This is a genomic window from Streptomyces sp. NPDC052023 (genome assembly GCF_044548465.1).
Lineage (GTDB): Bacteria > Actinomycetota > Actinomycetes > Streptomycetales > Streptomycetaceae > Streptomyces.
Genome location: NZ_JBIUBW010000009.1, coordinates 266,770 through 285,052, shown reverse-complemented (window position 1 = coordinate 285,052; position 18,283 = coordinate 266,770). Strand labels below are relative to the sequence as shown.

Annotated in this window: 17 protein-coding genes and 2 rRNA genes; 14 read left to right on the top strand and 5 right to left on the bottom strand. The window is 73.1% G+C overall.

Going from position 1 to position 18,283, the window contains the following annotated elements:
- The 4 genes from ACIHCM_RS20730 to ACIHCM_RS20715 all read left to right on the top strand — a co-directional run.
- Nucleotides 1-73 (top strand): 23S ribosomal RNA (locus tag ACIHCM_RS20730); the annotation flags it as partial.
- Nucleotides 74-177: 104 nt separating this feature from the next.
- Nucleotides 178-294, top strand: a 5S ribosomal RNA gene (gene rrf / locus ACIHCM_RS20725).
- Nucleotides 295-559: 265 nt separating this feature from the next.
- Nucleotides 560-1,690 (top strand): hypothetical protein, encoded by a 1,131-nt coding sequence (locus ACIHCM_RS20720; RefSeq protein WP_399897861.1) that lies wholly within the window; start codon nucleotides 560-562, stop codon nucleotides 1,688-1,690.
- Nucleotides 1,612-2,316, top strand: coding sequence for a hypothetical protein (locus tag ACIHCM_RS20715; RefSeq protein ID WP_399897859.1), 705 nt, complete (start codon nucleotides 1,612-1,614; stop codon nucleotides 2,314-2,316). The genes ACIHCM_RS20720 and ACIHCM_RS20715 overlap by 79 nt, the downstream gene beginning before the upstream one ends.
- A gap of 61 nt (nucleotides 2,317-2,377) precedes the next feature.
- Here the strand turns inward: ACIHCM_RS20715 and ACIHCM_RS20710 are convergent, their stop codons facing one another.
- The gene (locus ACIHCM_RS20710) at nucleotides 2,378-3,664 is read right to left on the bottom strand and encodes a DUF1015 family protein (protein ID WP_399897857.1); all 1,287 of its coding nucleotides are present in this window, start codon (nucleotides 3,662-3,664) and stop codon (nucleotides 2,378-2,380) included.
- Nucleotides 3,665-3,747: 83 nt separating this feature from the next.
- On the opposite strand from ACIHCM_RS20710, the gene ACIHCM_RS20705 reads away from it, so the two are divergent.
- The 4 genes from ACIHCM_RS20705 to ACIHCM_RS20690 all read left to right on the top strand — a co-directional run bounded on the left by ACIHCM_RS20705 (nucleotide 3,748) and on the right by ACIHCM_RS20690 (nucleotide 7,806).
- A complete protein-coding gene (locus tag ACIHCM_RS20705; RefSeq protein ID WP_399897855.1) occupies nucleotides 3,748-4,776 on the top strand; it encodes an HAD hydrolase-like protein in 1,029 nt (342 codons plus the stop codon).
- 83 nt (nucleotides 4,777-4,859) lie between these two features.
- Nucleotides 4,860-5,903: a FecCD family ABC transporter permease gene (locus ACIHCM_RS20700; protein ID WP_399897853.1), complete on the top strand. Its 1,044-nt coding sequence runs from the start codon at nucleotides 4,860-4,862 to the stop codon at nucleotides 5,901-5,903.
- The gene (locus tag ACIHCM_RS20695) at nucleotides 5,900-6,946 is read left to right on the top strand and encodes a FecCD family ABC transporter permease (protein WP_399897851.1); all 1,047 of its coding nucleotides are present in this window, start codon (nucleotides 5,900-5,902) and stop codon (nucleotides 6,944-6,946) included. The genes ACIHCM_RS20700 and ACIHCM_RS20695 overlap by 4 nt, the downstream gene beginning before the upstream one ends.
- On the top strand, nucleotides 6,943-7,806 hold the full coding sequence (locus ACIHCM_RS20690) for an ABC transporter ATP-binding protein (RefSeq protein ID WP_399897849.1): 864 nt from the start codon (nucleotides 6,943-6,945) through the stop codon (nucleotides 7,804-7,806). Before ACIHCM_RS20695 ends, ACIHCM_RS20690 begins: the two co-directional genes overlap by 4 nt.
- On the opposite strand, the gene ACIHCM_RS20685 is transcribed toward ACIHCM_RS20690, so the two are convergent.
- Nucleotides 7,790-8,137: an SCP2 sterol-binding domain-containing protein gene (locus tag ACIHCM_RS20685; RefSeq protein ID WP_399897847.1), complete on the bottom strand. Its 348-nt coding sequence runs from the start codon at nucleotides 8,135-8,137 to the stop codon at nucleotides 7,790-7,792. The genes ACIHCM_RS20690 and ACIHCM_RS20685 overlap by 17 nt on opposite strands.
- 42 nt (nucleotides 8,138-8,179) lie before the next feature.
- Between ACIHCM_RS20685 and ACIHCM_RS20680 the strand changes: the two genes are divergently transcribed.
- The 6 genes from ACIHCM_RS20680 (at nucleotide 8,180) to ACIHCM_RS20655 (ending at nucleotide 14,251) form a co-directional block, all read left to right on the top strand.
- The gene (locus tag ACIHCM_RS20680; protein WP_399897844.1) at nucleotides 8,180-8,518 is read left to right on the top strand and encodes a hypothetical protein; all 339 of its coding nucleotides are present in this window, start codon (nucleotides 8,180-8,182) and stop codon (nucleotides 8,516-8,518) included.
- A 7-nt stretch (nucleotides 8,519-8,525) separates the two neighbouring features.
- Nucleotides 8,526-9,341, top strand: a complete 816-nt coding sequence (locus ACIHCM_RS20675; RefSeq protein ID WP_399897842.1) for a TlyA family RNA methyltransferase — start codon at nucleotides 8,526-8,528, stop codon at nucleotides 9,339-9,341.
- A complete protein-coding gene (locus ACIHCM_RS20670; RefSeq protein ID WP_399897840.1) occupies nucleotides 9,338-10,243 on the top strand; it encodes an NAD kinase in 906 nt (301 codons plus the stop codon). Before ACIHCM_RS20675 ends, ACIHCM_RS20670 begins: the two co-directional genes overlap by 4 nt.
- A 141-nt stretch (nucleotides 10,244-10,384) precedes the next feature.
- A complete protein-coding gene (gene recN / locus ACIHCM_RS20665; protein WP_399897838.1) occupies nucleotides 10,385-12,127 on the top strand; it encodes a DNA repair protein RecN in 1,743 nt (580 codons plus the stop codon).
- 19 nt (nucleotides 12,128-12,146) lie between these two features.
- Entirely contained in the window at nucleotides 12,147-12,911 is a 765-nt protein-coding gene (locus ACIHCM_RS20660; protein ID WP_399897836.1) for a hypothetical protein, read from the top strand.
- Between the two features lie 203 nt (nucleotides 12,912-13,114).
- Nucleotides 13,115-14,251, top strand: coding sequence for a glycosyltransferase family 4 protein (locus ACIHCM_RS20655; protein ID WP_399897834.1), 1,137 nt, complete (start codon nucleotides 13,115-13,117; stop codon nucleotides 14,249-14,251).
- Between the two features lie 24 nt (nucleotides 14,252-14,275).
- Here ACIHCM_RS20655 and ACIHCM_RS20650 read toward each other — a convergent pair whose 3' ends face one another.
- The 3 genes from ACIHCM_RS20650 to ACIHCM_RS20640 all read right to left on the bottom strand — a co-directional run bounded on the left by ACIHCM_RS20650 (nucleotide 14,276) and on the right by ACIHCM_RS20640 (nucleotide 18,241).
- Nucleotides 14,276-15,934 (bottom strand): PucR family transcriptional regulator, encoded by a 1,659-nt coding sequence (locus ACIHCM_RS20650; RefSeq protein WP_399897832.1) that lies wholly within the window; start codon nucleotides 15,932-15,934, stop codon nucleotides 14,276-14,278.
- A gap of 125 nt (nucleotides 15,935-16,059) precedes the next feature.
- Entirely contained in the window at nucleotides 16,060-17,436 is a 1,377-nt protein-coding gene (locus tag ACIHCM_RS20645) for an FAD-binding oxidoreductase (RefSeq protein ID WP_399897830.1), read from the bottom strand.
- Nucleotides 17,437-17,521: 85 nt separating this feature from the next.
- Entirely contained in the window at nucleotides 17,522-18,241 is a 720-nt protein-coding gene (locus ACIHCM_RS20640) for a hypothetical protein (protein ID WP_399897828.1), read from the bottom strand.
- Nucleotides 18,242-18,283 lie beyond the last annotated feature (42 nt).

Sequence of the window (18,283 nt, the reverse complement as noted above, 5' to 3'; positions counted from 1 at the left end):
GTTGATAGGCCGGATATGGAAGCACGGTAACGTGTGGAGTTGACCGGTACTAATAGGCCGAGGGCTTGTCCTCAGTTGCTCGCGTCCACTGTGTTAGTTCTGAGACAACGACCGTTGTCGGCTTTGAGCAGAACGCATAACAGAAGAGTGTGCTTGTTCGCTCGAAACCATTAGGGTTTCGGTGGTCATAGCGTGAGGGAAACGCCCGGTTACATTTCGAACCCGGAAGCTAAGCCTCACAGCGCCGATGGTACTGCAGGGGGGACCCTGTGGGAGAGTAGGACGCCGCCGAACAATCTTTGGAAGGACCCCTGGTCCCAGCGTTCAGCTGGGACCAGGGGTCCTTTTGTATTTCCGAAGCGCGTCGGGTTGCCGGCTGCGCGAGAATGACTGCGGTACCGAAGACAGGAGTCACCCATGTCCACCAACTCTCCCGACGACCGACCGGAGCGCGACCAGCGGCGACGGGACGGTGGGGAACGCGGCGACCGCGGCGGCTTCCGTGGGGGCCGCAGTGACCGGGGTGACCGCGGTGGCTTCCGGCGGGACAACGACCGTGGTGGCTACGGCCGTCGAGACGGCGAACGTGGGTCGCGGCCCTCCTTCCAGCGCGACGACCGTGATCGTGGGCCGCGCCGGGACGATCGAAGTGACCGTCCTGCCTTCCGCCGCGATGACCGTCGTGACGACCGTCGTGACGACAGGCGTGACGACAGGCGTGATGATCGTCGTGGTGACGATCGGGGTGGCTTCCGGCGGGACGACCGTCGAGATGATCGTCGTAGCGATGACCGTGGTGGGTTCCGTCGTGACGATCGCCGTGATGACCGTCGCGGTGACGATCGTGGTGGGTTCCGTCGTGATGACCGCCGTGGTGATGACCGTGGTGGGTTCCGTCGTGATGACCGTGGTGGGCTCCGTCGCGATGAGCGTCGTGACGACAGGCGTGATGATCGTCGTGGTGACGACCGGGGTGGCTTCCGGCGGGACGACCGTCGCGATGATCGTCGTAGCGATGACCGTGGTGGGTTCCGTCGTGATGACCGTCGTGACGACAGGCGTGATGACCGTCGCGGTGACGATCGTGGTGGGTTCCGTCGTGATGACCGCCGTGGTGATGACCGTGGTGGGTTCCGTCGCGATGAGCGTCGTGACGACAGGCGTGATGACCGGCGTGGAGACGACCGGGGTGGCTTCCGCCGTGACGACCGTCGTGACGACCGGGGTGGCTTCCGGCGGGACGACCGTCGTGATGACAGGCGTGACGACCGGCGGGACAGCGACCGGGGCGGCTACGGTCGCCGAGATGACCGCCGTGACGATCGCCGGGATGATCGCGACCGTGGCTTCCGGCGGGACGACCGTGGGGAGCGGGGTGGCTTCGGCCGGCGGGACGACCGGGGTGAGCGGGGTGGGTTCCGCGGGCGGGACGACCGCGGTGCGCGAGGCCCTCGCCGGGACGACCGTGGCGGCCGGGACGGTGGCTTCCGTGGGCGTGACGACCGGCGCGGTGGTGGCGGGCGGTTCCGTGAGGAGCGGGAGCGCGACCGTGAGCCGATCAAGCGGCTGCCGATCCCGGAGGACGTCACCGGCGACGAGATCGACAAGGACGTGCGGCAGGAGCTGCAGAGTCTGCCGAAGACGCTCGCGGAGGACGTGGCCAAGAACCTCGTCATGGTCGCGCGGCTGATCGACGAGGACCCCGAGGGTGCGTACGGCTACTCCCGGGTCGCCCTGCGGCTTGCGTCGCGCGTCGCCGCCGTACGCGAGGCGGCCGGGTTCGCGGCGTACGCGAATCAGAAGTACGCGGAGGCGCTGGCCGAGTTCCGTGCGGCGCGGCGGATGACCGGCAGCGTGGAGCTCTGGCCCGTGATGGCCGACTGCGAGCGTGGGCTCGGGCGGCCGGAGAAGGCGCTGGACATGGCCGGTGCGCCGGAGGTGCAGAAGCTCGACAAGGCCGGGCAGGTGGAGATGCGGCTGGTCGCGGCCGGCGCCCGGCGGGACATGGAGCAGCTCGACGCGGCCATCGTGACGCTGCAGAGCCCGGAGCTGGCCTCCAGCTCCGTGCAGCCGTGGACGGCGCGGCTGCGGTACGCGTACGCCGACGCGTTGCTCGCGGCCGGGCGGGAGCGCGAGGCCCGGGAGTGGTTCGCCAAGGCCGTCGAGGCGGACCGGGACGGCAGCACGGACGCCTCGGACCGGCTGGCGGAGCTGGACGGCGTGGAGTTCGTCGACGCCCTTGACGAGACCCGGGCCGACGAGGCCGAGGCCAGGGACGACTCGGGCTCCGCCGGTGACGAAGGCGACCGGGACTGACGGGCTGATGTGACAGTGGGCGGGACCTCGCGGCAGAGGTCCCGCCCACTTCGTATGTGCGTCAGAGGTCCAGCGCGCGGAGCACCAGACCCGACGCCGGTTTGGGGCCGAAGGACGTCGACTTGCGGGGCATGGTGACGCCTTGGCGGGCCAGGTCGCGTACGACGTCCTCGTGGACCGGGTGCAGCAGGACCGCCGTGCTGCCCTGCCGTTCCGCCTTGCGGACCGTGGCGGCCGCGTCGTGGATGTAGGCGATGTGGGCGGGGGAGTCCTCGGGGACGTGCCAGATGTGGTCGAGCAGGGTGGCGTGCAGGACCGTGGCGTCGAGGGTGCGCCAGGCCTCGGGGCGGTCGGCGGGGATCGTGCGGGTCAGCAGGTCCTGGTCGGGGCGGTCGACCAGGTGGAAGGTGCCGTCGCCGGCGAGCAGGAAGGCGTTGCCCGAGGACGCGGCTTCGGCGAGGGCCGTGAGGGCTTCGGCGAGCGGTGCGTCCACGTGGCGTACGCGGAAGTGCCCGTCGAGGGCGGACAGGGCCTGGGGCACCGGCAGGCCGTGCAGGAGACGGTGGATGGCGCGGACGCGCAGGGGGTAGCGGGCGGTGTCGACCAGCAGGACCAGGCCGTAGTCCCAGGGGCTGGGGGAGGGGTGCTCGGCGCGCAGGCGGCGGTAGGTGGCCCAGCGGTGGTGACCGTCGGCGATGAGGGCCACCTGGTGGGCGAGGTCGGCCTGGACGCGGGCCAGGTCGTCGGGGTCGGTGACGGACCAGAGGCGGTGGCTGTAGCCGTCCTCGGTGGTGGTGGCGAGGAGCGGGGGCTTCCCGGCGGTCCGTTCCACGACCTCGGCGGATTCCTGGCCGTCGCCGCGGTAGGTCAGCAGCAGGGGTTCGAGGTTCGCGGAGGTCGCGCGCATCAGGTCGGCGCGGTCGGCGACGATGTGCGGCATCACGTCCTCGTGCGGCAGGACCACGCCCTCCGACGGATCCGAGACGCGCAGGGCGCCGATGATGCCGCGCTGCAGCATGCCGTTGCCGTCGTGCTGTTCGTAGACGTAGAGGCCGGGCTCGGGGTCTGCGGCCAGCACGCCCTCGGTGACCCAGCGGTGCAGGGTGTCGGCGGCCTGGGCGTTGCGCGCGGTGGGGGTGGCGGCCTCGGGGAGGATCAGCCGGACGATGTTGTGCGGGTCTGCCGACTGCAGGTGGTGCACGCCGTCGGGGCGTACGACCACGTCGTACGGCGGGGACGTCACGGCCGCCAGGCTGCCGACCCGGTCGGGGTCGTAGCGAAGGCCTCGGAACGGGGTGAGTTCGAGGCCTCGGCGCGTCGTTGCTTCCGGGTGACCTGCTGTGTTCATCTCGGCATCGTACGTGCGCCGCGTGTGTCAGTGGCATGGGGCATGATCGGGGAAAAGGCGGCGGACCGAGGAGCGGTGCGGAAATGAGCCAGCAGGTCAGGACCAGGCCCGGGGCCAGCGGGCAGGCGCTGAGCGAGGCGTACGACACGGCGCTGCTCGACCTGGACGGGGTGGTGTACGCGGGCGGGGAGGCGATCGCGCACGCGGTCGACTCGCTGGGAGCCGCCCGCGACGGCGGCATGCATCTGGCGTACGTGACGAACAACGCGCTGCGGACGCCGGACGCCGTGGCCGCGCATCTGACGGAGCTCGGGATACCGGCTCAGGCCGGTGACGTCATCACCTCGGCGCAGGCGGTCGCGCGGCTGATCGCCGAGCAGGTGCCCGCGGGCGCGCGGGTGCTCGTGGTGGGGGGCGAGGGGCTGCGTGTGGCGTTGCGGGAGCGGGGACTTGAGCCGGTGGAGTCCGCGGACGACGATCCGGCGGCGGTCGTACAGGGGTACGGCGGGCCGGAGTTGCCGTGGGGGCGTTTCGCCGAGGCGTGTTACGCGATCGCGCGCGGGGTGCCGTGGTTCGCGTCGAACACGGACCTGACGATTCCCAGCGCGCGCGGCATCGCGCCGGGGAACGGGGCGGCGGTGGAGGTGGTGCGGATCGCGACCGGTGCCGAGCCGCGGGTGGCGGGCAAGCCGCTGCCGCCGATGCACCGGGAGACGATTCTGCGGACGGGCGCGCGGCGGCCGCTGGTGGTGGGGGACCGGCTGGACACGGACATCGAGGGCGCGTTCAACGGCGGGGTCGATTCGCTGCTGGTGCTCACCGGTGTCACCGACGGGCCGCAGTTGCTCGCCGCGCCGCCGCGGCACCGTCCGACGTATGTCGACGCTGATCTGCGAGGGATGCTCACCGGGCAGCCGGAGGTCGTCGGGGCCGGTGCGGGCTTCCGGTGCGGTGGCTGGACGGCGACGGCCGGGGACCAGCGGCTGGAGCTGGAGGGCGACGGGGCGGCCCCGGACGGGCTGCGGGCGCTGTGTGCTGCCGCGTGGACGGCGGCCGGTGAGGGGAGTTGTGAGCTGGACGGGGGGAAGGCGCTGGCACGGCTGGATTGGTAGCCGGCGGGCTGGGCGTGCGACGGGCAGGCCCCGGATGCGGATCGGGATCTTGATCCGATACGAGGGTAGGCTAACCTAACTGCGTGTTGGTCGAGAGTCCCCCTGAACCGCGTGCGGAAGTCGCCTCCGCGCCCCCGACCCGTCGGGCGATACGTGCCGTTGGCCTGCTGCTGGCCGTGCTGGTCATGGTGCTCGTCGCCGTGGCGAGCATCGCCGTCGGCGCGAAGGAGCTGTCTCTCGGAGAGGTCTGGCACGGGCTGTTCCAGGACTCCGGGACGTACGGCGACGTCGTGGTCGGCGAGCGGTTGTCCCGGACGCTGCTCGGGCTGCTCGCCGGTGCCGCGCTCGGCCTGTCGGGAGCCGTACTCCAGGCGCTCACCCGCAATCCGCTGGCCGACCCGGGCCTGCTCGGCATCAACGCGGGCGCGTCCGCGGCGGTCGTGACCGCCATCACCTTCTTCGGTGTCACCAGCCTCAGCGGCTATGTGTGGTTCGCGTTCTTCGGGGCGGCCGCGGTCGGCGCGCTGGTGTGGTTCCTGGGCGGCAGCGGGGGTGCCACACCGGTGCGGCTCGCCCTCGCCGGTACGGCGATCAGCGCCGCGCTCTACGGCTATCTCCAGGCCTTGATGATCCTGGACGACGCGGCGCTGGAGCGGATGCGTTTCTGGACGGTCGGCTCGCTCAGCGCGGCCACCGACCACACCATCACGCAGGTGCTGCCGTTCCTGGTGACCGGCTCGCTCCTCGCGCTCCTGCTCGCCCGCCCCCTGAACGCGATGGCCATGGGCGACGACACCGCCAAGGCGCTCGGCGCCCACCTCAACCGCACCCGGGCGCTGTCCATGCTCGCCGCCACCGTGCTGTGTGGGGCGGCGACCGCCGCCTGCGGGCCGATCGTGTTCGTCGGGCTGATGGTGCCGCACGTCGTACGGTCCTTCACCGGGCCCGACCTGCGCTGGATCCTGCCGTACGCGGCCGTCCTGTCGCCCGTGCTGCTGCTCGGCGCCGACGTGCTCGGCCGGATCGTCGCGCGGCCCGCCGAGCTCCAGGTCGGCATCGTGACCGCGATCCTCGGTGGCCCGGTCTTCATCTTTCTCGTACGACGGCGGAGGACGGCCCAGCTGTGACCACCAACCGTGCCAACCGTGCGGTACGGACGCCCGGCGGGCTCTCCGTGCGCCTGGACGTCCGGGCCCTCACCGTCGTCGTCCTGCTGCTGCTCGCCGCGCTGACCGCCGGCGTGGTGCTGATCGGCACCGGCGACTTCCCGATCCCCGCGGGCGACGTGCTGAAGACGCTGGTCGGGGACGGGGACCCCGGGCAGGAGTTCATCGTCACCGAGCTGCGGCTGCCGCGGGTCCTGGTGGGGCTGCTGGTCGGCGCCTCGCTCGGGCTCGGGGGCGCGCTGTTCCAGTCCATCTCCCGCAATCCGCTGGGCAGTCCGGACGTCCTCGGCCTCGGCCAGGGTGCCACGGCCGGGGCGCTCGTCGTGATCGTGCTGTTCTCCGGCAGCACGGGCGCGGTCACCCTCGGGGCGCTCGTGGGCGGCCTGGGGACCGGGTTCGCCATCTACGCGCTGGCGTGGAAGCAGGGTGTGCACGGCTACCGGCTGGTGCTGGTCGGCATCGGTGTCTCCGCGATCGCCACCGCGGTCAACGGCTATCTGCTGACCAAGGCCGACATCGTCGACGCGGCGCGGGCCGTGGTGTGGATGACCGGCTCGCTCAGCGGCCGCGACTGGGCGCAGGTCTGGCCGCTGCTCGCCCTGTGCGCCGTCCTCGTGCCGCTCGTCCTCGCCAACGCCCGCGGGCTGCGGATGCTGGAGATGGGCGACGACGTGTCGTACTCCCTCGGGGTGCGGGTCGAGCGGGTACGGATGCTGCTGCTGGTGGCCGCGGTGCTGCTGACCGCCACCGCCACCGCCGCCGCCGGTCCCGTCAGCTTCGTGGCGCTCACCGCGCCCCAGCTCGCCCGGCGGCTGACCCGCTCGCCCGGCCCGAACCTGCTGCCGTCGCTGTGCATGGGCGCTGCCCTGCTGGTCACCGCCGACTGGGTCTCGCAGCGCGTCTTCGGCGCGGACCAGCTGCCCGTGGGGGTGGTCACCGGCGTGCTCGGCGGGGCCTACCTGCTGTGGCTGCTGGTCGCCGAACGCAGGGCGGGGCGGATATGAGCGGCCCCGCGCACCAGAACATCCGAAGGAGCACCGTGAACCGCCTGTCCGCCGAGAACGTCACCCTCGCCTACGACCAGCGCGTCATCGCCGAGCGGTTGTCGGTGGAGATCCCCGACAACTCGTTCACCGTGATCGTCGGGCCGAACGCCTGCGGCAAGTCGACGCTGCTGCGCGCGCTGTCGCGGATGCTCAGGCCGAACGAGGGCCGGGTGCTGCTGGACGGCCAGGTCATCCAGTCGATGCCGGCCAAGAAGGTCGCCCGCACCCTCGGTCTGCTGCCCCAGTCGTCCATCGCGCCGGACGGGATCACGGTCGGCGACCTGGTGGGCCGCGGCCGGTATCCGCACCAGGGCATCCTGCGGCAGTGGTCGGCGGAGGACGAACGGGTCGTGCGGGAGTCGATGGCGCAGACCGGGGTCGCCGAGCTCGCCGAGCGCTATGTCGACGAGTTGTCCGGCGGTCAGCGGCAGCGGGTGTGGATCGCGATGGCGCTGGCCCAGCAGACGCCGTTGCTGCTGCTGGACGAGCCGACGACATATCTGGACATTCAGCACCAGATCGATGTGCTGGACCTGTGTGCGCAGCTGCACGAGGAGCAGGGGCGCACGCTCGTCGCGGTCCTGCACGACCTCAACCACGCCGCCCGGTACGCCACGCACCTCATCGCGCTGCGCGGCGGCAGGGTGATCGCCGAGGGGGCGCCGGGCGACATCGTCACCGCCGGCCTGGTGGAGGAGGTCTTCGGGCTGCGCTGCCAGGTCATCGACGATCCGGAGACGGGCACGCCGCTGGTGGTGCCGGCGGCGCGCAAGGCACGGGCCGACGTCAGGAAGGCCGCCGCTACAGAAGCTTCCTGAGGCGGAACAGGTCCCTCAGCCCCGCCTCCAGCTTCACCCGGCCCGAAGCCCACGCCTTCGCGAAGTGCAGCTCGCCGTCCACGAGGGCCACGAGGTCGCCGCCGGCCAGGGCGAGCCGGAGCTCCGCCTTCTCGCGCGGCGGTCCCTGGAGTGTCTCGCGCACCTTGATCCGGCCGTCCTGGAGACGGCCGGCGAAGGTGACGTCCAGGTCGGTGATGTGGCAGCTCACCGAGCGGTCCAGGGCGGCGGCTGCCCGGACGTCGCCCTCGGCGTCCTGCATGTTGTCCGAAAGCTGTTCGAGCGCGGCGCGGCATTCCTCGATCGTTGCCATCGCGGTCGACGGTACCGCAGCGCTTCGCGGTAGCGTCGGGGCATGAACGACGCGGTCCCCCAGACGCAGGCCCCTGCGGACGCGTCTCCGCAGGTCTCCGCGGAGGTCCCCCAGGCAGTCGCCGCCCAGCTCTCGCAGGAGGCGGCGCGGCCCGACCATGACCCCGCCGCGCCGGCCCCGCTCGGTGTGCCCCGCATCGCCACCGGCAACGCCGAGGTGGACGGGCTCCTGGAGCGGCTGGCCGACGCCGACCACCTGGCCACCGACGGACATGTCGAGGTGTACGAGGATGTACACCGGGGGCTGCGCGACGCGCTCACCGCGCTCGACGCCCGCCCGGGACCTCCGGCGCCCCCCTCGACGTACCGACAGGGGAGCTGAACCGAACGTGGCAGGAGTCGCACGCCGCCGTCTCGACGCGGAGCTGGTCCGCCGGAAGCTCGCGCGCTCGCGTGAGCACGCCAGCCAGCTGATCGCCGCCGGGCGGGTCAGCGTCGGCAAGACGGTCGCCACCAAGCCGGCCACCCAGGTGGAGACCGCTGCGGCGATCGTCGTCACGGCGGACGAGGGCGATCCGGAGTACGTGTCGCGGGGCGGGCACAAGCTCGCCGGCGCCCTGGAGGTCTTCGTGCCGCAGGGGCTGGTCGTCGAGGGCCGGCGGGCGCTGGACGCCGGTGCCTCCACCGGCGGCTTCACCGACGTGCTGCTGCGGGCGGGCGCCGCGCATGTCGTCGCCGTCGACGTCGGCTACGGGCAACTCGCCTGGACCCTGCAGAGTGATGAACGCGTCACCGTCAAGGACCGTACGAACGTACGGGAGTTGACGCTTGAAGCGATCGATGGGGAGCCTGTGGATCTTGTCGTGGGGGATCTGTCCTTCATTCCGCTAGGGCTGGTCCTGCCCGCCCTGGTGCGCTGTGTACGACCGGATGCCGACCTGGTGATGATGGTCAAGCCGCAGTTCGAGGTGGGCAAGGAACGGCTGGGCAGCGGGGGAGTGGTACGGAGTGAGCAGCTGCGGGCCGAGGCCGTGCGCGGGGTGGCCGGCCGGGCCTGGGAGCTGGGCCTCGGGGCGAAGGGCGTGACGGCCAGTCCGCTGCCCGGGCCCTCGGGAAATGTCGAGTACTTTCTGTGGCTGCGGGCCGGGGCTCCCCGACTGGACCCGGCCGACGTCGACCGTGCAGTTGCGGAGGGGCCGCGTTGACAGCGAACCGAGCTCGTACTGTTTTCCTGCTCGCCCACACCGGACGGCCCGCGGCCGTGCGCAGCGCCGAGCTGGTGGTCAGGGGACTGCTGCGGTCCGGGATCGGCGTGCGGGTGCTGGAGGCGGAGGCCGCCGACCTGCCGCTCCCGGACGAGGTGCAGCTGGTCAAGGAGGCGACTGCGCAGTGCCTGGACGGGTGCGAGCTGCTGATCGTGCTCGGCGGTGACGGCACGCTGCTGCGGGGCGCGGAGTTCGCGCGGGCGTCCGGGGTGCCGATGCTCGGCGTCAACCTCGGGCGGGTCGGCTTCCTCGCCGAGGCCGAGCGCGACGACCTCGACAAGGTCGTCGACCGGGTGGTGACGCGGGCGTACGAGGTCGAGGAGCGGATGACCGTCGACGTCGTCGTGCACCGCAACGGCGACATCGTGCACACCGACTGGGCGCTGAACGAGGCGGCGGTGCAGAAGGCCGGCGCCGAGAAGCTGCTGGAGGTCGTCCTGGAGATCGACGGGCGGCCGGTCACCGGGTTCGGGTGCGACGGGATCGTGCTGTCGACGCCCACCGGGTCGACCGCGTACGCGTTCTCCGCCGGTGGGCCTGTGGTGTGGCCCGAGGTGGAGGCGCTGCTGATGGTGCCGATCAGCGCCCACGCGCTGTTCGCCAAACCGTTGGTGACCTCGCCGGACTCCGTGCTGGCGGTGGAGGTGCTGCCGCACATTCCGCCGGGGGTGCTGTGGTGCGACGGGCGGCGGACCGTGGAGCTGCCGCCGGGTGCGCGGGTCGAGGTGCGGCGCGGGGCCGTGCCGGTGCGGCTGGCCCGGCTGCATCATGCTTCGTTCACCGATCGGCTGGTGGCCAAGTTCGCGTTGCCTGTGTCCGGGTGGCGGGGGGCTCCCCACTAGCGGTTCGCCTTACGGGTCCGGGTGCGTGGGCGGCTTGCTGCGCCGTCGTGGTCGATCGCGCAGTTCCCCGCGCCCTGAGCGGCATGCACTCGCGTGAGTGACAAGGGGGACCGGCGTCGCGCTTTCGGGGGCGGACCTCGTATGGTCGTGTCCGTGTTGGAGGAGATGCGGATACGGTCGCTCGGAGTCATCGACGATGCCGTCGTCGAGTTGTCGCCGGGGTTCACCGCCGTCACCGGTGAGACGGGTGCGGGCAAGACCATGGTGGTCACCAGCCTGGGGCTGTTGCTGGGTGGCAGGGCGGATCCGGCGCTCGTGCGGATCGGCGCCGACAAGGCGGTCGTGGAGGGGCGGATCACCGTGCCCGCGGACGCCGCGGTCGCCGTACGGGCCGAGGAGGCCGGGGCGGAGCTCGACGACGGGGCCCTGCTGATCAGCCGTACCGTTTCCGCCGAGGGGCGGTCCCGGGCGCATGTCGGCGGGCGCTCCGTGCCCGTGGGGGTGCTGGCCGAGCTGGCCGACGAGCTGGTGGCCGTGCACGGACAGACCGACCAGCAGGGGCTGCTGAAGCTGACCCGGCAGCGGCAGGCGCTCGACCGGTACGCCGGGGGCGCGGTCGCCGGGCCGCTGACCAAGTACTCCGAGGCCTACCGGCGGCTGCGGGCCGTCTCCGCCGAGCTCGACGAGATCACCACGCGTGCGCGTGAGCGGGCCCAGGAAGCCGACATGCTGCGGTACGGGCTCGACGAGATCGCCGCCGTGGAACCGCGAGCGGGCGAGGACGTGGAGCTGGCCGAGGAGGCCGAGCGGCTCGGGCACGCGGAGGCGCTCGCGTCCGCCGCCACGGCCGCGCACGGCGCCCTCGCCGGCAACCCCGAGGATCCCGAGGGCGTCGACGCCTCGACGCTGGTCGCCGGGGCCCATCGGGCGCTGGAGGCCGTACGGTCCCACGACCCGGCGCTGGCCGCGCTCGCCGACCGGATCGGGGAGATCGGCATCCTGCTGGGTGACGTGGCGGGCGAACTGGCGGGCTACGCCGACGATCTGGACGCCGATCCGCTGCGGCTGGCGGCGGTCGAGGAGCGGCGGGCCGCGCTGACCGCGCTGACCAGGAAGTACGGCGAGGACGTGGGAGCCGTGCTCGCCTGGGCCGAGCAGGGCGCCGCACGGCTCACCGAGCTCGACGGCGACGACGAGCGGATCGGCGAGCTGACCGCGGAGCGCGACGCGCTGCGGGCCGAACTGGGCGCTCTTGCACAGGCGTTGACCGACGCGCGGACGGAGGCTGCCGAACGGTTCGCGGCCGCCGTGACCGCGGAGCTCGCCTCGCTCGCCATGCCGCACGCGCGCGTGTCGTTCGCGATCCGGCAGACCGAGGACCCGGAGGGCGTCGAGGTCGGCGGCCGTCCGGTGGCGTACGGGCCGTCGGGCGCCGACGAGGTCGAGCTGCTGCTGGCGCCCCACCCGGGTGCGCCGCCGCGGCCGATCGCCAAGGGTGCCTCCGGCGGTGAGCTGTCGCGCGTGATGCTGGCCGTCGAGGTCGTCTTCGCCGGGACGGATCCGGTGCCCACGTACCTCTTCGACGAGGTGGATGCCGGTGTGGGCGGCAAGGCCGCGGTGGAGATCGGGCGGCGGCTGGCCCGGCTGGCGAAGACCGCGCAGGTCGTCGTGGTGACGCATCTGCCGCAGGTGGCCGCCTTCGCCGACCGGCAGCTGCTGGTCGAGAAGACCAGCGACGGTTCGGTGACCCGGTCCGGCGTGAAGGTGCTGGAGGGCGAGGAGCGGATCCGGGAGCTGTCCCGGATGCTGGCCGGTCAGGAGGACTCCGAGACGGCCCGGGCACATGCGGAGGAACTGCTGGAGACGGCGCGGGCGGACGGGTAGCCGCGCGTACGGTGGCGTGATGGTCTCCCGTCGTCGCCGCACTCCGCGTACCACGTCCCTCGCACGCGCCGCCTTCGTCACCCGAGCCGCGCTCACGGCCCTGCGGGCCGCCGCGCCCGGCGGCCGTGAGCGCTGGGAGCGGAAGAACTACGCCGGGCGGACCGTGGAGTTGTACGCCGGTCCCGCCACGGCCCTCGCCACGGCCGTCGGCGCCTGGCGGGTCAGCCCGCTCGCCGGGGTGGCCCTGGCCGCCGTCGGCTGCTGCGGGGCGTACGACGACGTGGCCGGGGACCACCGGCGCGGTTTCCGGGCGCATCTGGCCGCGCTGCGGGAGGGCGAGGTCACCAGCGGGGCCGTCAAGCTGTTCGGGATCTCGGCGGCGGGGCTGCTCGCGGGTGCGGCGCTCAAGGAGCGGCCTGCCGACAGATTGCTGGCCGGGATCGTGATCGCCGGGGCGGCGCACTTCGTGAACCTGGTGGACGTGAGGCCCGGGCGGGCCGCCGGTGCGGTCGTCGCGCTCGCGGCGCCCGGGCTGCTGCGCGAGGAGCCGGACGCGGCCGAACTGGCCGCCGTCGCGCTCGGGGCGGCCGGCGCCGTGCTGCCCGGCGACCTCGGGGAGCGGGTGATGATCGGGGACACCGGGGCGCACGCGCTGGGCGCCGCCCTCGGTGCGGCCGTCGCCGTGGGGAACGGGCGGGCCGCTCTGGCCGTGCACGCGGCCGGTGCCGTCGCCGCGGCGGTGTGGGGGGACCGGGTGAGTGGGGTGGTGAGGTCACTCGGGTGAGTGATGCCGAGCGGCGCGTTGCCCCCGGGTGTGGGAGCGTGTGATCTCCGGCGTTGCCGGAACGGCGGTGTGTCCTGGCATCCTTGAGCATGTACGCGGAGGACGTCGCGCGGTACACCCCTCCGCAGCGTCCTTCCGTACGTTTCCCCGTTACCGTCGTGACCGCCGTGACCGTCCCACGCCGAATCAGGAGCCCGGGCCACGTGACCCCCGTGAGCAGCCACTCTCCGCACGGCCAGTCGACGCTGCGCACCGTGCAGGTGCTGGGCGGAGGCAACGCCGGCAGCAGCGCGCACGTGCGCTCGCTGGCCGCGGGGCTCGTCGCACGGGGCGTGCGGGTCACGGTGTGCGCCCCCGTCGATGCGGATCGCGCCTACGACTTCAGCGGGGCCGGCGCCGAGCACGTCCACGTACCGCGCAGCAGCGATCCAGGGTCGGTGGCGGCGCTGCGAGCCGTCTGCACGGGCGCCGACCTCGTGCACGCGCACGGGCTGCACGCGTCCTTCCGGGCCGCGCTCGCCCTGGCCGGACGGCGCACTCCGCTGATCGTCACCTGGCACAGCCACGCCCACTCCGAGGGGGCGCGCGCCCACTTCCTGCGCATGCTGGAACGCCGGGTGGTGCGGGCGGCCACCGTGGTGCTCGGCACCACCTCGGACCTCGTCGACCGGGCGCGGAAGGCCGGCGCGCGCGACGCCCGGCTCGCCGCCGTCGCCCTGCCCGGACGCCGCACGCCCGTCGAGCCCGACGAAGCCGATCCCGTGAGCCCCAAGGTCCGGGCCGAACTCGGTGCCGTCGCACGCCCGTTGCTGATGGCCGTCGGCTCCCTGGACCCGCAGCGCGGCTACGACGTCCTGCTCGACGCCGCCCGCGCCTGGCGCCGGCTCGATCCCGTGCCGCTCGTCGCCATCGCGGGGGAGGGGCCGCTGCGCCCGGTGCTGCAGCGCCGGATCGAGGACGAGGAGCTGCCGGTGCGCCTGCTCGGCCGGCGCGACGACGTGGGCGAACTGCTCGCCGCCGCCGACCTGGCCGTGCTGCCGAGCCACTGGGAGTCGCGGTCCGTGCTGGCGCAGGAGGCCCTGCACGCGCGCGTGCCGCTGGTCGCCACGTCCGTCGGCGGCATTCCCGAACTCGTCGGCGACGCGGCCGAACTCGTCCCGGCCGGGGACGCGGCGGCGTTCGCCGAAGCGGTCGTCAGGCTCCTGGACGACCCCGGACGGAGGGAACAGCTCCAGGAGAAGGGGCTGCGGCAGGCGGCGACCTGGCCGACCGAGGACGAGACGGTCGCCCAGGTGCTCAGCGTGTACGACGAGTTGACGCAGCCCCGGCCACTGATCTGACCCACGAGCCGTGCACGGACGGCTCTATCCGGCACCGCTGCTCTGCCCGGCGTGCCGACGGGCCCGCAGGGCGAGGCTCAACGCCAGCACCGTCTGCGGGTCGTCGAGGTCGGTGCCCAGCAACTCACCGATGCGGGCGAGGCGGTTGTACAGCGTCTGGCGGTTGAGGTGCAGTTCGCGGGCCGTCTCCGCCTTGCGTCCCGCGTGCGCGAGGAAGGTCTCCAGGGTGGGCAGCAGGGGCGGCTTCGCGCGGCTGTCGTGGTCCCGCACCGGCCCGATCGCGCGTTCCACGAAGTCCGCCAGGTCGGGATGGTCGCGCAGCCGCCACAGCAGCAGGTCGATGTCCAGGCGGCGGGCGTCGTACCAGGGCCGGTCCGTGAGCCCCTGCGCGGCCGTCGCCGTCTCCGCCGCGTGCCGCAGCCCCGCCGAAGCCGCCGCCCAGCCGCCGGCCACCCCGACCACCACGACCGGCGGCTGCGCCCCCGGACGCTGCATCCCGGTCCGCTCCACACCGGCCCGCAGCGCCGCCGCGACCCGGTCGGCGACCGCCGAGCGCTCCGACTCGGAGCGCAGGCCGAGCAGCACCAGGACGCGGCCCTCCACCGGCCGCACGCCCAGCAGGACCGGCACGCCCACCGAGGCCAGCTCCTCCGAGACCGCGCGCGCCAGCACCGCCCAGCCACCGCCCGGCGACAGCGCGTCGCCCAGCCGCATCACCACCGGCAGCAGCGGACTGCCGCCCGGCTTGAAACCCAGCACACGCGCCTGGGCCGGGGCTTCCTCGGCGGCGATCCGGCCCTCGGCGAGGTCGGTCAGGAAGTCACCGCGGCCGCGCGCGGCCAGCTCCTCCTCCTGACGGGCCTGCATCAGCACCACGGCCAGGATGCCCGCGGTCCGCTCGGCGGCGATCCGGTGCACCGGCGACAGCGGAGAGCGCACCGGCAGCAGCACCAGCCGCGCCCGCACCGAACCGGTCCCCGGGCCCGTCGCCGGACCGCCCCCCGGCACGTCCACCAGCACCGAGCCGGCCGGCGGGGCGTCCTTGTGCTGGCCGCGCAGCCCCTCCCACACCTGGAGCGGTTCCGCCCCCTCGGGCCCGGCGCCCGCGGCGTACAGCAGCTGACCGTCCGTGGTCTCCAGGAAGACCGGGTTGCCGCTGAAGTCGGCCAGGATGCCGAGGACCTGCGGGATGCCGCCGCCGCCCAGCAGGGCCTCGGTGCAGCGGCGGTGCACCTCCTCGGCGCGCTGCAGCAGCGCGTAGTGGCCGTTGACGATCTCGGTGTGGATCTCCTCCGTGACCGTCACGAACGGGACCTCGCGGTGCAGCTGCACCAAGGGCAGCCCGGCGGTGCGGGCCGTCTCGACGAGGGCCGAGGGCAGCCGAGTGAAGCGCGGGCCGAGCTCCACGACCAGGGCCGCGATACCGCGCTCGGCCAGGGTGCGGACGAACACGCGCTGCTCCGCCGGGCGGGTGCCGAGGCCGTACCCCGTGGTCAGCAGCAGTTCGCCGCCCTTCAGCAGCGAGGCGATGTTCGGCACCTCGCCCGCGTGCACCCAGCGCACGGTCCGCTGCAGCCGGTCCGCGCCCGCGAGCACCTCGGGGAGCCCGCTGCGCAGGCCGGGCAGTTCCAGTGCCCGCTGAACGGTGATCCCGGCGCCCGTGCTGTCGAATCGGCTGTCCATGCAGCGGACGCTACCCGCGCGCACCTTCCGGTGACATCTCCGGGCGGTCACGGAAACGATCACCGGTCCGCCCGGCGCCGCGCCGCTCGCCGTCCGCCGCCTCCGCCCGGGCTCCGCCTGCCGGGCTACACCGGCTTGATGTTGTGGTTGAAGCGGAAGACGTTGTCCGGGTCGTAGCGCCGCTTCACCGCACCCAGCCGCCACATGTTCTGCGGGCCGAGACCGGCCCGTACCCGGTCCCGTCCCTCGTCGCCGACGAAGTTCAGGTGGACCGCGCCGGTGCTCCACGGCCGCACGGCGGTGCGGACGTCCCGTACCCATTCCACGCACCGCTCGTCGTCCGCCGGGTCGGCCCAGCCTGCGAAGGGGTGCACGGCCCAGGTCGCGTCCCGGTACGGCACCACGTGGTCGTCCGGGGCGTCGGCGACCGCTCCGCCCAGCGGGAACAGCGTCTGCCGGGTGCCCATCGGCACGGGCAGGGAGTCCGCGAGGGCGCAGAAGGCGTCCACGAAGTCGTCCGGAGCCGCGGACAGGTACTCCGCCGACCCGTGGTGGCGCAGGCCGGGTGGCTGGTCGAGGAGGCACTGCGCGTCGGCGTACGGGAGCGCGGTGACGACCTCCGCCTCGTGCGGCAGCGCCAGCAGCGGCTCGGCCAGCTTGCGCAGGTCCTCCCAGGACCCCGCGTACGTCAGCAGCACGGAGCACAGCGGCCCGAGGTCCGGTGAGGACGGCACGAGGGACGCGGGCGGCCCGGATTGCCGGATGACTGCGCCGGCCGCCTCCAGCGGGCCGGTGCCGATGACCTCCCGGTAGGTGCGGACCGCCTCCCGGGCGTGCTCCGGGAGGTAGTGCACGAGGGCGAGCGCGAACTCCGGCACCTCGTACAGCTTCAGGGTGAGGGCGGTGGCGATGCCGAAGTTGCCGCCGCCGCCGTGCAGGGCCCAGAACAGCTCCGGGTTCTCGTCGGTGCTGGCATGGATGCGATCGCCCCTCGCGGTGATCAGCTCCACGCCGAGCAGGTTGTCGGCGGCGACGCCGCAGGAGCGCTCCAGCCAGCCGCTGCCACCCCCCAGCACGCAGCCGGCGACGCCGGTCGTGGAGGCCCGGGCGCCGGTGGTCGCCAGGCCGTACGGCTGGGCCGCCCGGTCCAGATGGCCCGTCGTGGCGCCGCCCTCGACACGGACCGCCTCGGCCACGGGGTCGACGGTCACGCCGTGCATCCGGCGCAGGTCGACGACCAGACCGGTGTCGTTCGTCCCCATGCCGGCGACACTGTGCCCGCCGCCGCGCACCGCGATGTTGAGATCCAGCTCCCGGCCGAAGCGCACCGCCCGGACGACGTCCGCCTCGTGCGCGCACTGGGCGATCACGGCTGGCCGCCGGTCGATCCTGGCGTTGAAGACGGCCCGGGCCTCGTCGTATCCCGGGTCCCACGGGGCGAACACGTCGCCGTCGAGATCCTCACGGAGCTCGACGAGGGCCGTGTGCGCCTTGGAGGACATGTGCGCCCTTCCTTCCACCGAGGCCGGTCCTTCTCAGCCTAGGCAGGGCGCGCCCTCGCCTCATCTCCTGCGACCGCGGACCGGTTCAGCTGAAGTGGATCTCGCTGAGGTCGATGGAGACCATCACCTGCTCCGTGAGCGCGCGGCCGTCGGCGCCGCGGCGGTAGGCCCGGCGTGCGGTGGGCAGCACGATGCCGTCCGCCTCGGTGTGCGCGTGGACGTACTGCGCGGCGGCGAACCCCCCGGCCACGTCGACGTGGTAGTCGTGGCGCCGCAGGAGCCGGTCGGGACCGAAGTAGAAGTCCTGGTGGGTGCTGTGGCCGGCGATCTGGGCCGGGAAGGTGGCGCGCAGCCCCGGCCAGACCTCGTCTCCTTCCCGCCACGGTTCGATGCCGGTGACCGTGAATCCCGGCATGGCGAGCAGGAAGGGCGTGGTGAGGTAGGTCCAGAGGGCGTAGCCGTTGAAGTAGGCGCGATCCAGTGGGTCCCACGGTGTCTCCAGGGTGTGTCCGGAGAACGACGTGCGGGGGTCTTGGCGTTCGGCCACCACGCGCCCGTCGAGCTTTTCGATGCTCACTCGTCCGGGCGTGAAGTCGGTCTTCTGGTCGGGGGCGCCGAAGGGCTGCACGGAGGCATGCTCCTCGTGCAGAGCGACGGTCATCCGGCGGGGCGTGTCATCCTGCGGCAGGCCCTTGATGGCGAACAGGTCACCACCGCTGACGAGGGTGGCTTGCGCCTGGGTCAGTTCCTGCCAGCGCTCGCGGCCGCCGTGGGCCTCGATCGCTTCGCTGAGCAGCTCGTTCACGGTGCTTACCTGCCGTCCTTCGGTGATGTGTGCCCCGCTGCG

Excerpts from the sequence above, each read along its gene's own strand:
- ACIHCM_RS20710 (WP_399897857.1), bottom strand. The coding sequence starts at position 3,664 with ATGAACACAGCAGGTCACCCGGAAGCAACGACGCGCCGAGGCCTCGAA.
- ACIHCM_RS20680 (WP_399897844.1), top strand. The coding sequence starts at position 8,180 with ATGAACGACGCGGTCCCCCAGACGCAGGCCCCTGCGGACGCGTCTCCG.
- recN (WP_399897838.1), top strand. The coding sequence starts at position 10,385 with ATGGTCGTGTCCGTGTTGGAGGAGATGCGGATACGGTCGCTCGGAGTC.
- ACIHCM_RS20645 (WP_399897830.1), bottom strand. The coding sequence starts at position 17,436 with ATGTCCTCCAAGGCGCACACGGCCCTCGTCGAGCTCCGTGAGGATCTC.
- ACIHCM_RS20685 (WP_399897847.1), bottom strand. The coding sequence starts at position 8,137 with ATGGCAACGATCGAGGAATGCCGCGCCGCGCTCGAACAGCTTTCGGAC.
- ACIHCM_RS20650 (WP_399897832.1), bottom strand. The coding sequence starts at position 15,934 with ATGGACAGCCGATTCGACAGCACGGGCGCCGGGATCACCGTTCAGCGG.
- ACIHCM_RS20690 (WP_399897849.1), top strand. The coding sequence starts at position 6,943 with ATGAGCGGCCCCGCGCACCAGAACATCCGAAGGAGCACCGTGAACCGC.
- ACIHCM_RS20660 (WP_399897836.1), top strand. The coding sequence starts at position 12,147 with ATGGTCTCCCGTCGTCGCCGCACTCCGCGTACCACGTCCCTCGCACGC.
- ACIHCM_RS20705 (WP_399897855.1), top strand. The coding sequence starts at position 3,748 with ATGAGCCAGCAGGTCAGGACCAGGCCCGGGGCCAGCGGGCAGGCGCTG.